The sequence below is a fragment of the Prochlorococcus marinus XMU1408 genome, from assembly GCF_003208055.1.
In the GTDB taxonomy this organism is placed as follows: Bacteria; Cyanobacteriota; Cyanobacteriia; order PCC-6307; family Cyanobiaceae; genus Prochlorococcus_B; species Prochlorococcus_B marinus_A.
Map to the genome: position 1 here is coordinate 1 of NZ_QJUE01000005.1, position 21,162 is coordinate 21,162.

20 protein-coding genes are annotated in these 21,162 nt (G+C 29.7%); 8 read left to right on the plus strand and 12 right to left on the minus strand.

Going from position 1 to position 21,162, the window contains the following annotated elements:
* The coding region (locus DNJ73_RS06410) for a tetratricopeptide repeat protein (RefSeq protein WP_158466894.1) at positions 1 to 1,021 on the minus strand (1,021 nt) is incomplete at its 3' end.
* A 142-nt stretch (positions 1,022 to 1,163) separates the two neighbouring features.
* Positions 1,164 to 2,498: a tetratricopeptide repeat protein gene (locus DNJ73_RS06415; protein ID WP_158466895.1), complete on the minus strand. Its 1,335-nt coding sequence runs from the start codon at positions 2,496 to 2,498 to the stop codon at positions 1,164 to 1,166.
* Between the two features lie 957 nt (positions 2,499 to 3,455).
* Between DNJ73_RS06415 and DNJ73_RS06420 the strand changes: the two genes are divergently transcribed.
* From DNJ73_RS06420 to DNJ73_RS06450, 7 genes are all read left to right on the plus strand, one after another.
* Complete coding sequence (locus DNJ73_RS06420; protein ID WP_158466896.1) at positions 3,456 to 4,280, plus strand: prepilin peptidase; 825 nt, start codon at positions 3,456 to 3,458, stop codon at positions 4,278 to 4,280.
* A 117-nt stretch (positions 4,281 to 4,397) separates the two neighbouring features.
* Positions 4,398 to 4,877: a hypothetical protein gene (locus DNJ73_RS06425; protein ID WP_187152611.1), complete on the plus strand. Its 480-nt coding sequence runs from the start codon at positions 4,398 to 4,400 to the stop codon at positions 4,875 to 4,877.
* A gap of 72 nt (positions 4,878 to 4,949) precedes the next feature.
* Positions 4,950 to 5,423 carry a prepilin-type N-terminal cleavage/methylation domain-containing protein gene (locus tag DNJ73_RS06430; protein ID WP_158466898.1) on the plus strand — a complete coding sequence of 158 codons (474 nt, stop codon included), beginning with the start codon at positions 4,950 to 4,952 and terminating at the stop codon, positions 5,421 to 5,423.
* Between the two features lie 66 nt (positions 5,424 to 5,489).
* Positions 5,490 to 6,680 (plus strand): Tfp pilus assembly protein FimT/FimU, encoded by a 1,191-nt coding sequence (locus tag DNJ73_RS06435; protein WP_158466899.1) that lies wholly within the window; start codon positions 5,490 to 5,492, stop codon positions 6,678 to 6,680.
* Positions 6,680 to 8,338, plus strand: coding sequence for a GspE/PulE family protein (locus DNJ73_RS06440; protein WP_158466900.1), 1,659 nt, complete (start codon positions 6,680 to 6,682; stop codon positions 8,336 to 8,338). Before DNJ73_RS06435 ends, DNJ73_RS06440 begins: the two co-directional genes overlap by 1 nt.
* A gap of 22 nt (positions 8,339 to 8,360) precedes the next feature.
* Positions 8,361 to 9,410, plus strand: a complete 1,050-nt coding sequence (locus DNJ73_RS06445) for a type IV pilus twitching motility protein PilT (RefSeq protein WP_158466901.1) — start codon at positions 8,361 to 8,363, stop codon at positions 9,408 to 9,410.
* A gap of 2 nt (positions 9,411 to 9,412) precedes the next feature.
* The gene (locus tag DNJ73_RS06450; protein WP_158466902.1) at positions 9,413 to 10,555 is read left to right on the plus strand and encodes a type II secretion system F family protein; all 1,143 of its coding nucleotides are present in this window, start codon (positions 9,413 to 9,415) and stop codon (positions 10,553 to 10,555) included.
* 5 nt (positions 10,556 to 10,560) lie between these two features.
* Here the strand turns inward: DNJ73_RS06450 and pilM are convergent, their stop codons facing one another.
* From pilM to DNJ73_RS06490, 9 genes are all read right to left on the minus strand, one after another.
* A complete protein-coding gene (pilM, locus tag DNJ73_RS06455; protein ID WP_158466903.1) occupies positions 10,561 to 12,381 on the minus strand; it encodes a type IV pilus biogenesis protein PilM in 1,821 nt (606 codons plus the stop codon).
* Between the two features lie 6 nt (positions 12,382 to 12,387).
* On the minus strand, positions 12,388 to 12,975 hold the full coding sequence (locus DNJ73_RS06460; RefSeq protein WP_158466904.1) for a hypothetical protein: 588 nt from the start codon (positions 12,973 to 12,975) through the stop codon (positions 12,388 to 12,390).
* Between the two features lie 3 nt (positions 12,976 to 12,978).
* Positions 12,979 to 13,197: a hypothetical protein gene (locus tag DNJ73_RS06465; protein ID WP_158466905.1), complete on the minus strand. Its 219-nt coding sequence runs from the start codon at positions 13,195 to 13,197 to the stop codon at positions 12,979 to 12,981.
* A 5-nt stretch (positions 13,198 to 13,202) separates the two neighbouring features.
* Positions 13,203 to 13,706 (minus strand): hypothetical protein, encoded by a 504-nt coding sequence (locus tag DNJ73_RS06470; protein ID WP_158466906.1) that lies wholly within the window; start codon positions 13,704 to 13,706, stop codon positions 13,203 to 13,205.
* A gap of 42 nt (positions 13,707 to 13,748) precedes the next feature.
* A complete protein-coding gene (gene pilO, locus DNJ73_RS06475) occupies positions 13,749 to 14,453 on the minus strand; it encodes a type 4a pilus biogenesis protein PilO (RefSeq protein WP_158466907.1) in 705 nt (234 codons plus the stop codon).
* Positions 14,450 to 15,127 (minus strand): hypothetical protein, encoded by a 678-nt coding sequence (locus DNJ73_RS06480; RefSeq protein WP_158466908.1) that lies wholly within the window; start codon positions 15,125 to 15,127, stop codon positions 14,450 to 14,452. Before DNJ73_RS06480 ends, pilO begins: the two co-directional genes overlap by 4 nt.
* A 27-nt stretch (positions 15,128 to 15,154) precedes the next feature.
* The gene (locus DNJ73_RS06485; RefSeq protein ID WP_158466909.1) at positions 15,155 to 17,539 is read right to left on the minus strand and encodes a type II secretion system protein GspD; all 2,385 of its coding nucleotides are present in this window, start codon (positions 17,537 to 17,539) and stop codon (positions 15,155 to 15,157) included.
* Between the two features lie 254 nt (positions 17,540 to 17,793).
* On the minus strand, positions 17,794 to 17,943 hold the full coding sequence (locus DNJ73_RS10010) for a hypothetical protein (protein WP_187152612.1): 150 nt from the start codon (positions 17,941 to 17,943) through the stop codon (positions 17,794 to 17,796).
* A gap of 182 nt (positions 17,944 to 18,125) precedes the next feature.
* Positions 18,126 to 18,686, minus strand: coding sequence for a hypothetical protein (locus DNJ73_RS06490; RefSeq protein ID WP_158466910.1), 561 nt, complete (start codon positions 18,684 to 18,686; stop codon positions 18,126 to 18,128).
* A gap of 430 nt (positions 18,687 to 19,116) precedes the next feature.
* On the opposite strand from DNJ73_RS06490, the gene DNJ73_RS06495 reads away from it, so the two are divergent.
* Positions 19,117 to 20,460, plus strand: coding sequence for a hypothetical protein (locus DNJ73_RS06495; protein ID WP_158466911.1), 1,344 nt, complete (start codon positions 19,117 to 19,119; stop codon positions 20,458 to 20,460).
* 268 nt (positions 20,461 to 20,728) lie between these two features.
* Here the strand turns inward: DNJ73_RS06495 and DNJ73_RS06500 are convergent, their stop codons facing one another.
* Positions 20,729 to 20,956: a hypothetical protein gene (locus tag DNJ73_RS06500; protein ID WP_158466912.1), complete on the minus strand. Its 228-nt coding sequence runs from the start codon at positions 20,954 to 20,956 to the stop codon at positions 20,729 to 20,731.
* Between the last annotated feature and the right edge of the window lie 206 nt (positions 20,957 to 21,162).

The window sequence follows — 21,162 nt, forward strand, 5'->3', positions numbered from 1 at the left end:
TTTTATGGATTACCTTTAAACATAGAGAGAATAACTTTGGACCTTCTGTAATATTCTTGGCTTGGTCTGAAGTTAAAGGATTCTGATCAATACCTGATGCCTTAATTAATGAATGTAATTTGATTTGTGGACAAAAAGAAATGTCTATACCTTGATTTCGGAGATAAGGAATATATCTCATATATTGAAGAGTATCGCCTAATCCTTGTTCACTAATAACTAAAAGTTTAACTCCCTCTATAAATTCTCTAACATTTAGTTTTTCTAGTTTTGGAGTGAAGTAAAGCAATGGTGGATTCTTTTTTTTATGTCTAAATTCATAGTGTTCCAAACCTATTTGATAATCTCCTCTTGTTAGTTCCATTAATGAAAGATTGAACAAAGCCTCTGCAAAATTAGGCCTCAGATCTAAGGCCTTTAGTGTCGATATTTCCGCTTCCTCCCATTGTCCGAGATCTCTTAAAATATTCCCTAAATTGGAATAAGCCTCTGCAAAATCAGGTTTAAGTTCAATTGACTTTCTAAAAGATATTTCGGCTTCTTTTAACTTACCTAGATCTTTTAATATACTTCCTAAATTTAAATGAACTTCAGAAATACCAGGTTTAAGTTCAATAGCTTTTCGCTGGGACATTTCTGCGTCTTTTAATTGACCAAGATCTTTTAAAGTATTTCCTAAGTTTGAATGAGCTATTGCAGAGTCTGGCTTAAGTTCAATAGCTTTACGATGATATACTTCGGCTCTTTTTAGTTGTCCTATATTTTGTAAGATGACTCCATAATTAGTAAATACTCTTGGATCAGTAAAGCCCTGATCAATTACATATTTATAATGTTTAATTGCTTCTGGTATGTTTCCTTGTGAATGAAACTTAAATGCTTGATTAATTAATTCTTCTTTAGAGTTTAAAGAAGAATTATTTGTAGATATAGAAATATTTTCTTTAGGGTATGGGACTGGATATGTCTTGACCTTAGTTAGTTGCTTCTTGATATTCTCTTTTTTATCAGCTTCCTTCATCTTTTTCATTACTACTTTTTACTAAAATTTATTTTACTATTAACTGAATTAATAGTAAAATAAATTAATTATTTACAAATATAATCTTCATTTTTTGCTTAGACCCTAATAAATAGTCTTTAAAAAACCAAATACGGCTGATTCAGGATTCAAATAAATATTTATCTAATAAAATATTAAGGCATTTAGGAGAAAGGTGAATTTCATCACACATATATAAACTATTATTCTCGCCACTTCTATTAACAGTTAATCCATAAACATCTATAAAAGAAGATCCTCGAGATAGAACTTCCTTTTTAAGAATAGAATTATATATTTTTACCAACTCTATTCTTTTCATATCTAAATCATCATTAATATTGTTTTTTAAACTTGGAGCAGGTACACCAAAATAATATCTTTTCGAGCAGATTGGAGCAAGGGAGTTTTCCATATAATTCAAATATCCATTAATAGTTGTCTTACATACTTCTAACATATCTTTATTATATTTAATAGAAAAAGGAAGAATGCCTTCTTCTTTTCTACAATCAATCTCACCAAAAGAAATTAGTAATTCATTACTATACATGTGATTCTTAATTTGTTCAGTAAAAGAAGCCTTCCAAATATTATTATCTTTATTACAAAAATGCCAAGCCTTTGCACCTCTTATATATATAGGTATTAATCTTCTTTTTTCTGATTTTAGTTTCCCAACCTGATGAGAAAAAGACATACAATGACTATCTCCTATATGCGCTAAAGTCGAATAATTAGATGATTCAAAATTTTCTTTCAGCTCTAACCCTAATTTAATAATAAAATTATCTTTATTAAAAGGATTATCCTTATTATATATTGCCTTAGTAGAATTAATAATTTGATCAAATAGGTCAAAACTTCCAGCTATAATTGAATTAATATATAATTGTCCTAAAACGATTAGCTTATCATCTGTATTAGTATTTTTAAGCTTTAAAATATATTTTAATCTATTAGATGAATTTTGATAATCTCCTTTCTCTTGAAATAAATAAGCCAAGTGTAAATGAGCTTCTACGAAATCAGGCTTAAGTTCAATTGCTTTTCTGATGGATTCTTCTGCTTCTTGTAATTTACCAAGAGCTCTCAATATATTTCCTAGATTATAATGAGCACCAACAAAATCAGGTCTAAGTTCAATTGCATTACGCGTTGTGATTTCTGCTTCTTTGAATTTTCCAAGACTTTTCAAGATATCTCCATAATTAGAAAATACTCTTGGATCTTTATATCCTTGACTTATAAAATTTTTATAAGATTTTATAGCTTCAGAAATGTTTCCTTGCGAGTGAAATATAAATGCCTGATTAAGGATTTTTTCTTTATAAGATTTAGAGGAAATGTTGTTAGTTATAACTTCTTTAATTTCTCCTGAAGCTAATGGAACTGTAAATATTTTTAGCTCACTAATATTAATTTCAAGGTACTCACTATTTTCAGATTCCTGCATCTCTCTCTTATCCGAAGTATAAAAAATTTATTTTATCCCTTTAACTACGAAAAATTCTTTCTTCAATTACTATTTTATTAGCACGAAACAGTTTTACATTTTTAGGATCTTATCAATTGAGACTATGAGAAAAGTTACAAAATAAAAGCTCAGAGAGTGAATTCAGAACAAGGAGCTTATATGAATGTTAAAAAGCCTAGCTATAACCTTTTATAGACTTAAATAAAACTCATTAACATGAGTATTAAAAATCGATAAAAAGTGAGAGTCACAGCTTGATCTCTAATAGAGCACAAGAATAAAGTTCGAAGCTGGAAAAAGTCTAAATTAAGTAAAGATAGATGAAAGCTTATAACTTTCTATCTAAGCTAGATTAGATATTTGATTGTATAACCTTGTGAAGAGTTCAATCGATCTAACACGATTATAAAAAGTCGTTAGAGAAATAGTAGAACATTTCTCTTTTATTTTTTTATTTATTTTTATCACTGTACTTGATCCCTATGAAAAGCATTTTAGGCTTTAAAATTTTAGACTCATGGCAATCCATTTTTTCAACTTATTTATTTATTGTCTTACAACATATATTATCTTCTAAGTTTGGGATAACTAATAAAGAATTAATTGCAGGTGGCTTATTTAATATTATTATTAATTTATCCATATTAATTTTGATTTTCAATTCTTTCTACCAAAAAGAAAAGCGTTTTATATATCTATGGCTAACAGCTATGATACCATTATTAATTATTCTACCTATCTCTATACATATAATATTTTCCGAAATAAAGCACGTGATTTCATTGATTATTTAAAGAAAAGCTATTTAAATTCAATATAAAAGTCAACTAAACAAGATATCGGAAAATATTACATGGATTAAAAATTGATATAAGATTCTGACTCTAACGGATTAGACTATAATTATCGATTAAAATTTTTTCACAAATTAATTTTATGGGATATGAAACTTACTTTTATTTACTTTTGACATCTATCCTAGGGTTATCTATAGGTAGTTTTTTAAATGTAGTAATTAGTAGAATCCCAAATAAAAAATCTATAGCTTTTCCAAGAAGTCATTGTCCTTCTTGCAAGAAAAATTTGATGGTTTTTGATTTAATTCCTGTTATAAGTTGGCTTATATTAAAAGGAAAATGTAGATATTGTGGGCAGCCCATAAGCTATAGATACTCGATTGTTGAAACCTTAACTTCAATCTTTTTCTTGATTATTGCAGTAGATTCTAATTACATAAATAATAATAATAATTCAATATTAATTACAATAATCTCAGGCTGGGTTTTAATTTCTTATCTTTTATCTCTTACCTTTATCGATATTGAGCATATGATACTTCCCAACGTTTTAACAATTACTGGTTCTTTTTTAGGAATTATTTTTACCTCCGCTATTCATAAAAATTCATTATTAATTATTGAGAATATAAAAGCTTATTTAGTTGGTCTAATTTGTTTCTCTTTGTTAGCATATTTCATCAAAATCATTATTGGAAAGCCTGCGCTAGGAATGGGGGATGTGAAATTATTCGCAATGAGTGGAGCATGGCTAGGCTTTTCTGGATTAGAGATTAGTATCGTATTGTCCTTCCTTTTGGCAGGAACATTTTCATTAATTGGCCTAATTTTTAAATCAATAAAAAGAGGTCAATATATTCCTTTTGGCCCTTTTATATGTCTCTCAATCTTTTTAGTATGGCTATTGGGGGATCCATTCTGGTACCACTATCTAAATAATATTTTCTGGTGGAGAATAATATGATTTTCTAATATTATCTTTGTCTGTTGTTAATAGACTTTTAGTTGTGTTAAATTAGTAAGGTAAAAAAGATTAATCTTTCATAAATTGTTCCATAACAAAAATTACAAAGGATTTTGTTTGAGTTTGAGTCTTATTGCAATCACTGGATGCAGCATTAAGTCAAATAAAACTTCAGAGATAATTAAAGCTCCAACTTTTCCAAAAGACTTTTCGGATATTCCTTCAATGATTGAAGAGTCAGGTCTAAAAGAGCTTAAAAGCTCTAATACGTTTATAAAATCTATTCCTACTGGAAGGAACGATCCATTTCTTCCTCCTAGTCGCCAGTCTGTAAAACCTAGAATTCCAAAATCATTTAAGTTTCTTGGCTTCATCTCTACAGGAAAAAGTATAAGTGCTTTTGTATCATTTAATAATGAATCGGGAACAATTAAAAAAGGAGATATTGGAGGAAAAACAACTAAATTGCTACCTAATGGCTGGTTAGTTAGTGACTTAAATAAGAGTAGTCAATTATTAAAGCTTAGTTTTAAAAACTCAGAATCAATATTAAAACTAATGCCAGAAAGGAACTACGATATAAAAATCATAAGATAATAAATTTTTACTTGTCTAAATCTATAGAAATAGTTAATGTAGTTTTTATATCCTTATAGAAAGATTTAATTCATGCTTACTTTTCAATCATTTCTTTCAAGCCCAAAAATAAGAAAGACTCTTAGCCTTAAGCCTGGAGACGAAGGTTTTTCATTGATTGAGCTTGTTGTTGTTGTTGCCGTTTTGGCGGTTTTATCAGCTATTGCAATACCAAGCTTTACTTCAATGACTACTAAAGCTCGTAATGCGGCAGCAAAATCTACAATTGCAACAATAGCCAAAGAATGTGCGGTGAGATATGCGAATGCCGAGGAAGACCCTACATTTGCAGCAGTTACATTAAATGGTTACGACAGCGTCTTGTGGGGTACTTCAGATACTGATTGTTCAGAGGAAGAGGACCTTGTGGCGGAATCGTCAGACGAGTCAAAATATGCAACTTATACTTGGACCCCTGGGGTTGACGGTGGAAAGACTTGCGACATGACGGACGGGCTCGATGATGAAGTTTATGAATTAGCTGGTTGCATTGACGGTGTTTGGTAAATAAAAGCTAGCACTAAAATTTTCTTTAAGATTTTGAAAAACCATCGTAAGGAAAGCCTCGTTCTCATGAATTATGAGGGAGGCTATACTTTGGTTGAACTCTCAGTAGTTGTAGCAGTTTTAGGAATCCTGGGTGGTTTAACAATATCAAATGTTAATAAGTGGATGAAACATTCTCATATCGATGAAGCGATAACAGTATTAAACAATTCACTAGTTGATTGTCTCCAAGAATCTAGAACTGGGAAAGACCCTAATACTATTAGTCCATCTGATAACGTTATAGACAATCAACGTTTAGAGCCTATTAATTATGAAATAAAAGAGTCTAATAATACCTGCGCAAATTTTTTAATAACACCAAAGAATAGTGAAGATAAAGTTAGATTTGAAATGGGATATCAAATAACTATAGATGGAAATGCAACTAAAATCGCAACCTTACCAGATACACAATCAGCTCAATCAAGATGTTATCGATGGGGAGGTAAAAACTGCGGTGCAACTGAAGAACAATTACAAGCACTTGCTGATGCTGCTCAATTAGCAGAGGACAGAAAAAATTGCAAAGATGAATTTAATACCTGGCTTAGGGATACACCTCCAAATGGAGGAAGTGGTTTAAGTCCTTTTAATCGTTGGGACATAAATACAGATCCACCAAGTTGCTCAAAAGAAACATATGCTTTTGAAGGTGAAATTGTTTCTAATCAGAAAGCCGTAGATGAAGCTCAAGAAAGAAAGCTTGGGAAAATATGTAACAATAAAATAATGAGTCAAAAGGAATTAAAAACTACTGGGATCAAAAATTTTGAGGAATGTGGAACTCAAACTTTCTATTTTTGTGAGGGTTCACAAAAGCAATCTGAAGAAGGAATGAATGTATGTCTTGCTGAAAAAGATCTTCTTGCCAAAAGAAACGAAGAACTAGTTTGTGAAAAAAATCGAGAAGAGGCAAGATTAGGAGGTTATATTGGTTACTACCCTCCCGTTGAGGGACCAGACAGTTGTGGTAATGAATATTGGATGTGCGACACAATTCAATTTTCTGAGGAAAGTGCCTTTAACAAATCGCCTTGTGCTGATGTAAAAGAGTCGACATGTGGGAAAACAAAAACCCCTGAAGAGTGTTTAAGCGAGTGTAATCCAGGTCACAAAAGTTTTATTAAAATGTTTTGTGGATATGGCTTCGAAGGCATGAAACCAATGCACAAAGTTTGTAGGGATTTTAATTCATGCATGTGCAGGGAAGACTAATGAAAAATACTTATAATAAAACTCAAATAAGATCACTAATTGATGATTTTTTTTCTCTTCAATGGTGCAGAGAAAATGTAGTAATACCATTAAAAACTGAGCCTAGTTTACCCCCTGAAAATAAAAAAATAACCATTGCAGTAGCAAATTTTTCTTATTTAGGTACCATTGGCAATTGGATTAAAGAAAGAGTTAAAGGAAGAGGATATAGTTGCATTTTTATTGAACTATCTCAGGCTGAAATTGAAAAGCTTTTAGATGAAGCATCTGCAGAAAGAAAAGTTAATATTGAAGGTATTGAGGATTATGAATTCTCTGATGATGAAATAATTTCATCACTACTTGATGCATCTGAGGAGCAGGCAGGAAGTAATTTAGTTGGTTTTGATTTTGATGATAGTGAAGAAGAAAGCTTTATTGAAGAAGAATTAGACTTATCTATTGAAATGCTTGGAAATAAAATTCAAAAAGCAGCTGCGACCTTATTAATAACCTCTTGTCAAAGGAATGCATCTGATATTCATATTGAACCACATGACAAACAAATAAAAATTCGATTAAGGAGAGATGGAGTTTTGGAAAATTTTGTAATTATGCCCAAAAATGCAGGACGTAAATTAACAGCTTGCCTAAAAAATATGGCAAAGATGGATATTGCAGAAAAAAGAGCTTCTCAGGATGGAAAAATAAGAAGAACTTTCGAAGGGAGCTCTTTAGAATTTAGATGTTCGACAGCCCCAGGGAAATTTGGAGAAAAAATGGTTTTGAGATATCTAAATACTGATAATGGAATCCTAGATTTAGACGCCTTAATGCAGAATCAAGAAGTTAGAAATAAATTTAGAAATATCATTAATCAAGCGAATGGTATTGTTATAGTTTCTGGTCCAACTGGTTCTGGTAAATCAACAACTTTAGCTGCTGCTTTAAGAGAAAAAGATAATGGAGAATTAAATATAGTTACTGCTGAAGACCCAATTGAATATGACCTTGGAGGAGATATTCAACAATTCCCTGTCATGAGGGCTAAAGGTCAAACTTTCGCAAATCTTTTGAGGACATTTCTTCGTCAAGACCCAGATGTCATATTAATCGGAGAGACAAGAGATCCTGAAACAGCAGTATCTTCTATGGATGCAGCTGAAACGGGTCACTTAGTTTTCACAACATTACATGCTAATAGTGCGTCAACTTCTCTTACGAGGTTATTAGATATGGATGTTCCCCCATATAAACTTACAGCGTCTTTAAGAGGAATTCTTGCTCAAAGACTTTTAAGAAAAGTTTGCCCTGGGTGTAGTGTTGAGAGGCCGCTTAATGAAGTTGAAGCACAATTTACAGGCTTACCAAAAGGATTAGCTATTAGAGAAGCTACAGCTTTAACAGGAGAGCAGAAAGAGAAGAGGAAAAGAGAGGGCATCCTCTGCTCAAGATGCAATGGAACTGGATATAAAGGGAGAATTGGCACTTATGAATTATTAAAAATCACAAGGCCCATTAGTAATGCTATTAAAAAACAACTTTCAACTCAAGAAATAGAGGAAATAGCAATTTCTGAAGGAATGTTATCTTTAAAACAATATGCCGCTAACTTAATTAAGCAGCAACTTACTACTGTTTCTGAATTAAAAAAGATTTGCAATGAAGATTCTCTTTAATTAATTTACACTATTTTTTATAATGTCTATCTCAACTAAAATTGTAGAATATGCAATCAAATTTAATTCCTCAGATATACATTTAGAGGAAGGATCTAAAATCGCATTAAGAGTTAATTCTGATATTAAATTAATTGATAAAGTTCTTCAAAAAGAGGATATGGATCAATTATTAAATGAATTATTAGGAGAGGTAAAACTAAAAGAATACTACAAATCAGGAGACCTAGATACATCTATTGGTTTAAATGGACTATCAAGAATTAGGATAAATGCTTATATGGCTAGAGAAAAAAGGTGCCTAACTTTAAGAATACTTCCAGATAATCTTCCAGATTGGAAAGACTTAGGTTTACCAAGTGAGTTTATTAAGCTAACAAAAAAGGACAGAGGATTAGTACTTTGTACAGGTCCTACTGGATCTGGCAAATCAACAACATTAGCTGCCTTTATTAATTGTATATTAGAAACACAAAATAAACATATTTTGACTATTGAAGACCCAATCGAATTTGAGTTTAACAGTACAAAAAATTCAATTATTCATCAAAGAGAAGTAAAAAGGGATACTCATAGCTTCAGTAGCGCATTGAAAGGTGCCTTGAGAGAAGATCCTGATATTATTTATATAGGAGAGATGAGAGATTTAGAAACAATCCAATTAGCTATAACAGCTGCCGAAACAGGACATTTAGTATTAGGTACATTACACACATCTTCAGCATCTAAAACAGTAGAGAGGATAGTAGACGTTTTCCCTGCAGATCAACAAGAACAAGCAAGATTACAAGTATCAACTTCATTAGTTGGAATTATGTCTCAAACACTATGTAAAAATATCAAAGGGACAAGATCTTTAGCATATGAATTGCTAATAAATACTTCTGCTATATCAAACCTTATAAGAGAGAGAAAAGTAAGTCAAATATATTCTCAGTTACAAACTGGTAGTAATGATGGAATGAATACCCTTGAACAATGTTTGCAGGAATTAATTAATAATCAGGAGATTACTTTTGAGGAAGGATTAAGTAAATCATCAAATCCTAAAGCTTTATCTGAAAATAATTAATTATGCCTTCTTATGGAAATAGCAGTTCTAGTTCAAAGCAACTGTCAAAATATCCACAAAAGAATAATACTAGAAGTATTTTAAATTCCTCTTCAAGAAATCTGAAAGTTCCGCAGAAAGATTTACTTATATTTTTCAGACAATTAGCTGTTATTTTACAAAGTGGTGTTCCTCTTGCGCAGGGAATTATTCTACTATCAGAAAACACCAAAAATAAAAACTTTGCAACTATTCAATCCAAAATTGCATCAAGATTAAGCTCTGGTGAGGAACTTTCAATTTGTTTAAGTAAATATCCAAAAATATTCCCTGATATAACTATAGGTCTTATTGAGGCTGGAGAGGCGGGAGGTATTCTTGACAAAGTTCTAGATAGAATAGCTACATTAATTGAAGAGCGAGCGAAAATAAAAAGTCAAATACAGGGAGCGTTAATTTATCCAGTAATAATATTAACTTTAGCAATAACAGTTAGTTTAGCATTATTAATATTTATTGTGCCTAAATTCGAACAAATGTTTAACAGTATGGATGCTGAATTGCCTAGTTTAACAAAGTTCATGTTAAATTTATCTGAATTAGTTACATCATCTTCTTTTTTAATCTTATCACCAATAATCATAGGAGTCTTTTTATTTTTATTTTCTAATTACTACAAAACAAAATCAGGTAAATTTAATCTTGACAGTTTGATCTTAAAAATTCCATTATTTGGATCATTAATACTGCGTTCAGAAGTCGCCTCAATGTGCGATACGATGACAACACTTTTGGATTCAGGAATACCTTTAGTTGAAGTTTTAGAAAAATGTATCGCAGCAAGTTCTAATGATAGAATCAAAAAATCTCTTTTAATTGCGATTAAAAGTGTCAGAGAAGGTCAAGAATTAGCGATTTCACTTAATACATATCAGGTTTTTCCAAAACTAGTAATTTCTATGATAAAAATTGGGGAAGAAACAGGTAGATTAAGCTTTATGTCTCAAAATCTTGCAACATTTTATAAAAGAGAAGTTGAAACATCTGTATCTTCATTAACAAAAGCGATGGAGCCATTAATTATTATAGTTGTTGCAGGAATAGTAGGAACGATTGTTATTGCCTTATACTTACCTATGTTCAAGGTTATTCAAGTAATGCAATAATATAATTAAATATTTGGCATTTCAAAATCAACCTCGTTTTTATTCTCATTATTATTAGTTTGTAAATCATCTACTGTATTGACTTTTTTTATTAATTGATCTTCATTATCTTCAAAATAATTTAAATCTGAAACCTCGTTCTCAACTACAATTTTGTCTTCTTTATTAGTTTTGATATTTTCTTCTATTAGTTCATTTCTTTTAATATTATCTATTGACTTTACTTCATTTTCTTCTTCTAAATTAAAATTTAGTTCTTTAGTTTCATCTTCCACTTTATCTTCTTTATTAGTTTTGATATTTTCTTCTATTAATTGATTTCTTTTAATATTATCTATTGGCTTTACTTCATTTTCTTCTTCTAAATTAAAATTTAGTTCTTTAGTTTCATCTTCCACTTTATCTTCTTTATTAGTTTTGATATTTTCTTCTATTAATTCATTTCTTTTAATATTATCTATTGGCTTTACTTCATTTTCTTCTTCTAAATTAAGATTTACTTCCTTAGTTAAATCATTAATTTTGTCTAATTTATTTCTACTAGAAATCGGCTCTTCAATAATTAAATTTTTATTGTCTTTAATTAAAGAATCTGAATCTATTATTTCTATTTCTGGCTGACTAGATTGAAATTCAAGATATGCTTTATTATTTTTGATAAATTCCGAATCAAGTGATTCTTTTTTATTATTTTTTTCTTTATTAGTTTGTGGTTGATCTGAGATTAATGGATTCAATCCAATTCCTATGATTCTACCTAAATCCTGAGAAATGATTGGTTTAGATGTCTCAATTTCTTCGACTAGTTCATTATTAATTGGTCTTAAAATAGAAGTCTTAATTTCTAAAGTTGATTGAAATAGCTTTGCGATATTTGGATAACTACTATTTCTACCAGAGAGTAGAACTTCTAAAATCTTAAAGTTGGGATTAGTCATATTAAGTTTAGATAAAATGTGTTTAATCTCTTTAATTAAGGTTTTTATATCAAGTTCACTTATCGGTAAATATTCATCACTATTAATTATATTCTGTTCAATAGAAATTCCACTATCTATATTATTTTCTTGAGGATTGGGGAAAGCTCTTATTGCTGCTACTGTGTTAACTTGGACAAGTCCGAATTTATTGTAAAGATAAAAATGACTACACTCGTTACATAATTCTATTATTAAGATCATTTGATTAGATTGCAATTTATTAATTGATGAACATGCCAAATTCTCTAAAGCTGAGAAGCTAAGGCCTAAAAAACTTAATTCTAAATCTGCTTTATTTAGGGTTTCTATTATATTATCTATTAATTTTTGAGGGATACTACTTAAAAAATATGATTGAACATTAGCTTTATTAGTTGAATTAAAATCATTAATTGGAATTAAATCATAATCTGTCTGATTTAAAGGTATTGGAAACTGAAATCCAGATTTTGAATTAACAACAAAATCTCTTGCTTGATCTGAATTCAAATTAGAAGGTAGATGTATTACCTTACAAAATGCAGCCTGAGGGGGAAGAACAATTCCTATTCTATGAGCCCATATATTCTCCTCATCTATTATTTCCTTAATAAAGGAGGACATCAAATCAGTATCTACAGGTGTACCACGTTCTATAGCATCAACACCAATATTAATGGAATTTAATTTGTTCACATAAATTTGATCATTTTTAATTCTTAACTCTCCGTATATCAATGAATCTTCATTAAACTCAAGTAAAAGATATCTTTTGGAAATATTTCTTCTAACATCCGTTAAATATTTTTTAATATTAGATATATCTAATCCTAGTATTTTATTGTTTGAAGAAGGTGTTTGTACCATGAAAAACTAACAGAATGGATTAGGCCGACAAAATAATCTTCTAACTGGTAAATGGTTAATAGAGATATCAGTTGGTAATGCTAGTAAGAAGTATAGACCTGGTTGAGCATTTAGAGAACTACCATTTGATTGCCGAACCAAATCAGATAAAGAACTTTCATTAAGAGATGTTCCTTTAAGACAAATTGCATATCCAGCATTCGAAGGCTGCCAATCATCTCCTTTTATTATGTTACTTGGAACAGGTAAGCTCCATTCAATATTTGGAGAATAACTACACCCTTTTGGTAAGTTACTAGATTTAAAGTTAAGAATATCGTTGATATCATCAAGACTAATTCCTGGTTGAGAGAGAAACTCTGTATATTTATCTAATGTTAAATATAATTTATGGTGATCTATTATTACATCTCTAGAGTTATTATTACTATCTGAAATGTTCGTGGAACTAGTAAACCGAGCAGCTATTTCAACAAATCCACTAAATATAGTAAAAAGGAAGGATAACAACAAAGTTGTAATTAATACTTCTACTAAAGAAACACCTTGATTAGAACTAATCTCCTTGAATAAAATAGAATATAATCTATTCATAATTTATTGTTCAATTTTTTGAGGAAGATTATCAATATCGTTTTTTATAAGACTCAAGTTTTCTGCATTATTTAATCCTGCGCCATTAATTATTTCCATCTCACTATTAGTTAGTGGATATTTTACTGCTTTCCTAAATGACTTCTCTATCGCCTCAATAGAGAAAAGGAAAGATGAGACTGTTATAACCATGATCATGGTACCAATAATAGCTTCGACCATAAATGTTAATCAACTAATTCAAATCTACAAATTGGATCCATATCAATTATACAGGAATAATAAGAATATTCATCAATATTAGAATTATCATAAGAAATTATTACTCTATGAAAGTTATTTACAAGACTGCAACTATTAATGAACTTTGAGTGTGTACTATAAGATTTAATACCAGGATTATAGCTGCTAATATCAGTGTAGTCGGGGCTATTTAGAATAGATGAGTATTTACCATTCTCATTTAACATACTATAACTAATATCCAAACATATATCATCTTGCAGATTAATTTCTAGATCATCTAAATCTGAACTTGAATTAAAATCTTTTAATGATTCAATTAGACTTAAAAAAACTTTATCATTATTTTTTTTTGTATTGATATCCTGTGGATTTAAAATATTAGTATTACTCATAAATCTTTGCTTAGAAATCGCTAAAGACATTTCAAATATACCTAATGTGGCTGTATACATTGCAAATCCTAATCCTACATAAAAAAATAACATCTCTATACGAAATTATAAGTTATAAAATAAATATACTCCATATTATTTTTGTGCATAAGTTGATAGATCGAATGATAATTTAAGTAATTCATTTTCATTAGATAAATTATTATTTTTTTGTGAACCTATAGATTTAATATTGATATTCTCAGTTAAAACTATAGGTTGCAAAAACTCTACTTCCTTTAAAAAAACTAAAATATTATTATATTTACCAGTTAAAGATATCTTAAAAGTATGCTTTTCTAATGAAGGCAATAAAAGTACATCTTTATTTTTACTAAGATTTGAATTTGTTTTCTTTTTAACTTTTTTCTTCTTTGATTTTTTTGACTTAGTTGATTTAGTATTTATTTTATTTTGAGTATACCTTACAATTGGGATCGGTTCAATCTCTTCTATGCTAAGATTGTTAACTAAAGATAGTTTATTTATTTCAGAGAGTACTGTTTTCAGGTGATTAGGATCAGAGATTATATTAATTAATCGATCTTGTTGTTTCTTAGCCATATTTCTAATATCTAATATTTTATTAATATATTTTTTATAAATTGGAATATATGAAATTTTTTCTTCTAGTATCTTAATTTCTAAATTAGTATCTTTTAATCGATACATTAACGGAGTAAAAATTGAGAGGATTAAAATAATACTTGTAAAAATACCTGTGAAAATAGGAATAATGAAAACAGAATTTTCTGGTGTTAAGTATTTATTTTTTGTACGATTAGAAGATAAATTAGTCATTTTATAAGGCCCTCATCCTTAAGTAATTGAGTTCTTCTTACCAAACCAAATGAACCCAGCCTATTAAATTTCTCTAAGATAATCTTTGATGAGGGATAGTTGAACTTAGCAACCATATTAAAATTTAAGATATCTTCTAATTGATTTGTTTTATTATCTTTTTGTTTCCCACCCCATGCTTTTGTAAGAAAAACTGAATTACTATTAAAAAGTAATGAATTAGATAATTTAATTTGAAGTGCATTTATAGAATCCAGGGCATTTGGTTGTGTAGATATTCCAGTTAATTCAAATTTATCTTTAGTTGAATTAATATATTTTAACTGTATAGTTTTAGGTAAGATATTCTTGATTTCAGTCATTAATATTGATCCTGACTTCATTCCTATTATTCCTTGAGAGATATTTTTGTTAGTATTATAAATTGTTTTTGTTTGCTGCAAAATATCGCTATAAGTTTTTTTTAAATCATTATATTCTTTAACATCAACTAAAAGCACTTTCTTATATGCATGTCTCTTAAATGTATGTATTGAGAACAAACCACAAGAAATAAAACTTAGTCCTGCAATTACTAAGCCTAAAAAATATCCTTTCCTACGATTATTTTTAATAGACTTATATGTAAATTTTTTGACATTATTTACCTTCCTTCGCTCCTTAAGAATATCCAATTTTTGATGAGAATAATTAATCAAAACTTATTTTCCCTCTATTAATTCTTTTGTTTCTCTTACTTTTGGCAAATATCCCACACCTGAAGTATTAATTTGTGAATCATTAACAATTTGCGGCGTAACCATAATCACAAGTTCGCTTTTTCTTGAGCTATTACTCTTTGATCTAAAAGCCCTGCCAATTATTGGAATATCTCCTAACAATGGAATCTTCGAAGTAACCTCTCCTTCAATATCAGACAAAACACCTGTTAGTATTAATGTCTGAGAGTCACGTACTCTCAACATACCAGTGTCTAATCTCCTGACACTAAGAACATTTACAGGTCCACAGTTAGGAATATTAATTATCTCCGAAATTGCAGTTAATTTTGGACTTAGAGAAAATGTTACATAACCATTATCGTCAATTTTGTTAACTCTTGCACCAAAAGTAATACCTGATGTTGAAAAATTTGCTTGACAGGTAACAGCACCATTATCTGATTGATTAACCTGGAAACCAGTAATAACATCAGTACCTAATGTGACGAATGACTCATTAGCGTAGGGCCTTCCAATGCTTGCTTGGCCTCCTCCTCCTGATTGGGCAACAACTGCTTGTCCACCAACAATTTTTTCAGGATTTTCACTAAGTATTAATGTTGGATTAGCTAAAACTTTAGTAGAAGAATCTTGAATTTTTGCCATTAAAAAACTATATAATTCATTCGGTTTATAAGAATTACCTGGATTTGGAGTTTTCGATGTTGTAAGCGAATTTTCTGTAGATGAATTGGTAGTTGTTGTATCACTTGATGTATCTGAATCTGTCTTATTGGAAGAGACTCCATTAGTAACTGTTTTAACAATAGATGGTAATGTCCCACTTATTGCTGGAGGTATAAAATTTCCAAAGGCACTAAATAACTTACCTTGCTCGTTAACTATAAATGTACTTCCGGTTCTAAATGCAAAGTCATTATTTAATGCCTCGTTCTTAGATAATTCAACATCAAGTATTTTGACAGAAAGTGCTACCTGCCTTTGCCGTAAATCAAGTTGTTTTAGATATTTTTCAGCAATTAGTATCAATTCCGGAGAACCTACTAATGTCAATGTCTGAAGTCTTGAATCTGTTGTTCCAGTTAAACCTTTTAAAGGTCCAGTTGTTGCGGAATAGCTGTCAATAAGAGTAGTAGTATTAGGGCTATTTGATGTAGTACCACTATTAGTAACGGAATCAGAGGATGTCGCTGAAGCAATAATAACTTTACTTATTTTGGCTCCTAAACTTGCCAAAAAATCTGCAGCTGATGATGCAGAGGCTTGATTCATTCTATAAACCTTTGATAACTGTGGACCAAAGGTTTTACCCAAAACATTTTCACCTACAATTATCAAATCATCCGTTAATTTAGCCTGCAAGCCTGAAGCTAATAGAATACTGTTAAAAGCGATAGAATAATTCTCGTCAACAAAAGATAAAGTAACTTTTGGCCCTTGATCAAGGTTATTTATAGATTTAGAATTAAAGGAATTTTTACCACTCTCATTTTGGCTGTTATCATTAGCTAATATAAAACCATAACCTGCCATTTTCGCTAACTTTAAAAGTGCATCTTTAGCCGGCATATTATTAAGTGTTAAAGATATATTAGGTCCATTTAAATTTATAAAACCTCTGTTTTGCAAAACGACACTTCCTGTAGCAATATTACCGAGAGGAGGCGCTATGGCTTTCTTTACTGAATTATTTCCTGATTTAGTATTAGATACATATGACAGTGGTGAGTCAACCAAAAGTTTACTTTCTTTCCTTAACTTAGTAGCCTTAATTTCAATTTTAGGATCTTTCTTATCTCCAATAGTTGGCTTACTAAGTTTATATCTTCTATTCTTATAAATTTTAAATGTATATGACTTATTATTAATTTTTTCAACTTCAAGTTTAGATATATATTTTCTAGGCTTATTTAAATTAGATAAATTAATTAGATAGTTATCATTAAAAGAAATAAATATTTTCCATCCGTTTTTGAATTTACTAATTTTATAATTACTAATTTTTCCTTTATCTAAAAAATCAATATTAAAGCTTGATCCTACTTCTTCTATAGCAATTTCAAACATACCTTCTTTCTTTAACTCTTTAAGAGGTGATATATTATTATTAAGATCAGGACTAATGAGATTTAATCTTTTATTTTCTTTGAGGTATTCATTGGCATTTTTAGTGCTAATTGCACCTTGATCATGTAATTCTTTAATTAATTTTTCTTCAGAAATCAAAGTAGTAGCTGATTTCTGATTCTGATTGGATATTTTGGCCTCAAACAATGAATGTTTATTCATATTTGCTAGCCCTGCCATGGGAGTTGCAAATAATAGGGTTAGCAAAATTAATTTAATTTCAGCTCTTTTGTTCATATAATATCTAGATTGACTATACTTTAACCACTTTCTGCTTCAATGCAATTATGAGGTAAAAGGGCTGATCCAATCCGAGCTAAAACAGCAAAATAGTATTTCAATAATTTTGTTTCTGGTTAGACAGTAACCATTAAGCAGATAACTAAAGACATATCCCGATAAAAAGTCGCTGAATTATCCAAAAGAGCTATAAATATTCAAGAAGAGCTAGTTGAAAAAGGAAATGCACACATCTATGAAAAATATGCAGGTCATTCTAAGTGGATCGAGAAATGAGATATGAAATTACATAATTCTGTTATTGACCTGGGAGTAGGTGCTGCGACTGCTAATTGTTTATCTCTTTTAAAAGTGAATAAGGAGCTTATTTTTGGATCTACTACTTTAGTTGCAGTTTTCATCCAAAAGAACTCTTATTATTTCTCTATTAATAGTGATAAAAAAATCTTCTTCTAGGCTAGGTAGTCAAGATTAACACAAAACAGTAGTTATATATAAACCATGGAATAATCAACTCCTCGCTATCATTAAATCATTGGCTAGAATTTGAAAAGTAAAAAGTTTAAATGATTATAAGACGTACTCATACAAGATTTTTAGGCTCAACTGCATTAAGAAAGGCTTCGTTCAATGGTTCTAAAGAGCTTTGGGTCCAATCAGAGAGAGCGCTTCTCATTCCACAGGATCCATTTCTATAGGCATCTGTCATTTCCTTACCTGATAATTCATGATCACCCGAAAGTAAGTTAAATACTAATTCGGGTTGACTATCATAATTCTCAAGACATCTAGACAATTCTGCAAAGGCAGCTTTCAAAGTTAGCTTCTTCTCTTTCCGGTAAAACTCAAACAATTCTTTAGCAACCTCACCATAGATCTTAGCTCCACTATCAGAGAAAATAGTTTTAGGAGTATTGTCCTGTACTGCCCTCTCTAAAGAGATATTCTTTATTAACTTAATCTCTTTTTCTACTCTCAAAAGTCTTTGTTCAAGAATTTCTTCCGACCCTTTATTAGGTGATTGCTCCAGCAGCTCAGTTACAAAACCTGATAGTGTTTTACCATTCTTGATAGCCTCAGTCTTCAACTCAATCAAAAGCTCTGGGTCGATCTGAATGTTTAACTGAGACCTTTTTTTATCCATTAATATTTTTTTATCTATTATATCTATTTTTCTATAAAAATAAAGATCCTTGAAAAGGACTGGCTCGTTTTTTCATTCAGTTAGATCCAAGGGAAGAAAATCTAATTCACAACAAAATTTCTTAGAATTGGTTACACTTTAATTTCTGTTGCAATACAAATGTATGCAACTGGTTATCAAGGGGGAAACTTTTTCAAACAATCTCATTTAACTGATAACCAAATTTAATATATTCCATTAAAATAGTAAATGATACATATATTAGGTATAGAATAACACAATAAAATTATATAACCTTTTTTATAATATGAAAGGCCTTAAATTTATAAAATATATAAAAATAAATAAGTATTTTTTTATTCTAATAAGCTTATATCTAATTTTCTCAGTTAGCACATATTCAATCTGGCAGTCTAAAAACTATAATAATGTGACAGGGGATGAGCCGCATTATTTAGTAATAGCCAATGGGATTTCTAAGTATCATTCTTTTGAACAAACTAAACCATATCAAGAAGAATTTATTACCCGAGAAATATATGCACCTGGTTTGAATTCTGCTAATAAAAACTCAATTCCACAACCAGATAATACACATGCAGTAATGGGGCCTAATGGTTTATTTAATGTACACAATATTGGTCTCCCATTGCTATTAGCAATTCCTTTTAAAATTTCTGGAGTTCAAGGCTGCAAGGCTTTTATGATATTGAATGGTGGATTTATTATTTTTTCTATTTGGAATATTCTATCTTTACTTTGTCCTAATGAAAATATTAGATTTTTAGCAACAATACCTTTAGCGATTTCAAACCCATTAATTTTCGCCTCAAATCAAATTTATCCTGAATTACCAGCAGCCTCTATTTCATTAATTGGTATATATTGGATTGTTTTAGAAAGAAAGAAAGATCTATCAAAAATAAATATTGATTGGTTTACTTTTATTAGTATTTCCTTTTTACCTTGGCTTCATATTAAGTATTTGACGACATTAATAATACTTTTAACTTTTATGGTATTTATTCTTATCAGATACAATAAAAATAAAAAAAGATTATTATATTTATCTATTCCTACAATTCTTTCCTTTCTACTTTTATTTTGGTATAATCATTATGCATTTGGCAATATCACAGGTCCATACAATCAATGGACTAAGTATGGTAATAATATTGAGTTCTCATGGAAGGCTATAACTGTTTTCTTTGGATTATTATTTGATCAAGAACAAGGTATTTTCTTACAAAATCCGATAAATCTTTTAGGTTTGATTTCTATTGGATTATTATATAAAAAAAATAAGATAATTTGTTTAACAATTGCATTAGTTTCCTTATCATCGATCTTTATAAATAGTATTCATCCGGCTTGGTATGGAGGATATTCTCTTATTGGAAGATTTGGGTGGACTGGAGGAATTATTTTTATGCTTTATGCTGGATATTTTCTAATATGGATTGGCCTAATAAATAAGAAATTACTAATACTTATAAGTAGTATATCTATAGCTATAGCAATACATATTTATAAGCTATTTACAATTGACTCTTTACATCTTTATAATTTAGAAAACAATCCTAATTCAAGTCGTTTATATAGCTATCTTGGTAATCAGCTTCCTTCTTGGATGGAAGCTGATAAAGTGATTTTTCATACGCCAAACTTAATTTTTTTACTCCTCTCTATTTTACTTTTATATAGTGGCTTTATTATTAATAATATCATTGATAAAGAATTAGAATCTGAAAAGATCTCTATTAATAAAAGATAAATAAATAAATAAATTAGAGCTCAGAACATAGTACCAGAATTTTCTTCGTGAAGTTGAACCCTTGAAATCAAAAGCTCTTTTCCATGCCTCGGTAAAAGAAGTTAGCAGTATCAATTCAAGCTAATGTTATTAAAACGTGCTTAAGCAAATTTCTCAACATATGTCTTTCCAGATTTTAACTATCTAGTTCTATGGATAAAACATTAAAAATTAAAGATGAATTTATATAAAGCTATCTCCTCAGGATTATCAAATAATTCTGTTTCTATTATCTAAACCTATATGGAGATGGTTTTTCTCTAGAGATACAACCACTAACACAATTGATGTTTATTGGAGCATGAAAACGTGAGTCATCACCTTCTATTTCTACTGAACCACTAATTTTTATTGTTTGATCATATGCACTTACTGTCATTGGTAGTGTTCCAATGCTTAAAGCAAGAGCAAAAATTGATGCTGGGGTAGCAAGTCTTAGAAGGGTTTCCCTATCCATTAAAAAAGAAGAACTATTATTTTTATAATAGTTAGAAATAAAAATCATTAACAAAACAATTGGAATGATGCAACTCTTGCTCAAACGACTGGATCAGGAGCAGGACTTGCGGAAATTCCTATCCCTTCATGTAATTAATATAGTTTTTAAAGCACCAATCAATACTTTAAAGAATCCAACTGTTCGATCAATTTTATTGAAATATA

Bases quoted from the DNA above. Each gene is read 5' to 3' on its own strand.
- DNJ73_RS06415 (WP_158466895.1), bottom strand. From the start codon at position 2,498: ATGCAGGAATCTGAAAATAGTGAGTACCTTGAAATTAATATTAGTGAG.
- DNJ73_RS06420 (WP_158466896.1), top strand. From the start codon at position 3,456: ATGGGATATGAAACTTACTTTTATTTACTTTTGACATCTATCCTAGGG.
- DNJ73_RS06430 (WP_158466898.1), top strand. From the start codon at position 4,950: ATGCTTACTTTTCAATCATTTCTTTCAAGCCCAAAAATAAGAAAGACT.
- DNJ73_RS06435 (WP_158466899.1), top strand. From the start codon at position 5,490: ATGAATTATGAGGGAGGCTATACTTTGGTTGAACTCTCAGTAGTTGTA.
- DNJ73_RS06440 (WP_158466900.1), top strand. From the start codon at position 6,680: ATGAAAAATACTTATAATAAAACTCAAATAAGATCACTAATTGATGAT.
- DNJ73_RS06445 (WP_158466901.1), top strand. From the start codon at position 8,361: ATGTCTATCTCAACTAAAATTGTAGAATATGCAATCAAATTTAATTCC.
- DNJ73_RS06450 (WP_158466902.1), top strand. From the start codon at position 9,413: ATGCCTTCTTATGGAAATAGCAGTTCTAGTTCAAAGCAACTGTCAAAA.
- pilM (WP_158466903.1), bottom strand. From the start codon at position 12,381: ATGGTACAAACACCTTCTTCAAACAATAAAATACTAGGATTAGATATA.
- DNJ73_RS06460 (WP_158466904.1), bottom strand. From the start codon at position 12,975: ATGAATAGATTATATTCTATTTTATTCAAGGAGATTAGTTCTAATCAA.
- DNJ73_RS06465 (WP_158466905.1), bottom strand. From the start codon at position 13,197: ATGGTCGAAGCTATTATTGGTACCATGATCATGGTTATAACAGTCTCA.
- DNJ73_RS06470 (WP_158466906.1), bottom strand. From the start codon at position 13,706: ATGTTATTTTTTTATGTAGGATTAGGATTTGCAATGTATACAGCCACA.
- pilO (WP_158466907.1), bottom strand. From the start codon at position 14,453: ATGACTAATTTATCTTCTAATCGTACAAAAAATAAATACTTAACACCA.
- DNJ73_RS06485 (WP_158466909.1), bottom strand. From the start codon at position 17,539: ATGAACAAAAGAGCTGAAATTAAATTAATTTTGCTAACCCTATTATTT.
- DNJ73_RS10010 (WP_187152612.1), bottom strand. From the start codon at position 17,943: ATGAAAACTGCAACTAAAGTAGTAGATCCAAAAATAAGCTCCTTATTC.
- DNJ73_RS06490 (WP_158466910.1), bottom strand. From the start codon at position 18,686: ATGGATAAAAAAAGGTCTCAGTTAAACATTCAGATCGACCCAGAGCTT.
- DNJ73_RS06500 (WP_158466912.1), bottom strand. From the start codon at position 20,956: ATGGATAGGGAAACCCTTCTAAGACTTGCTACCCCAGCATCAATTTTT.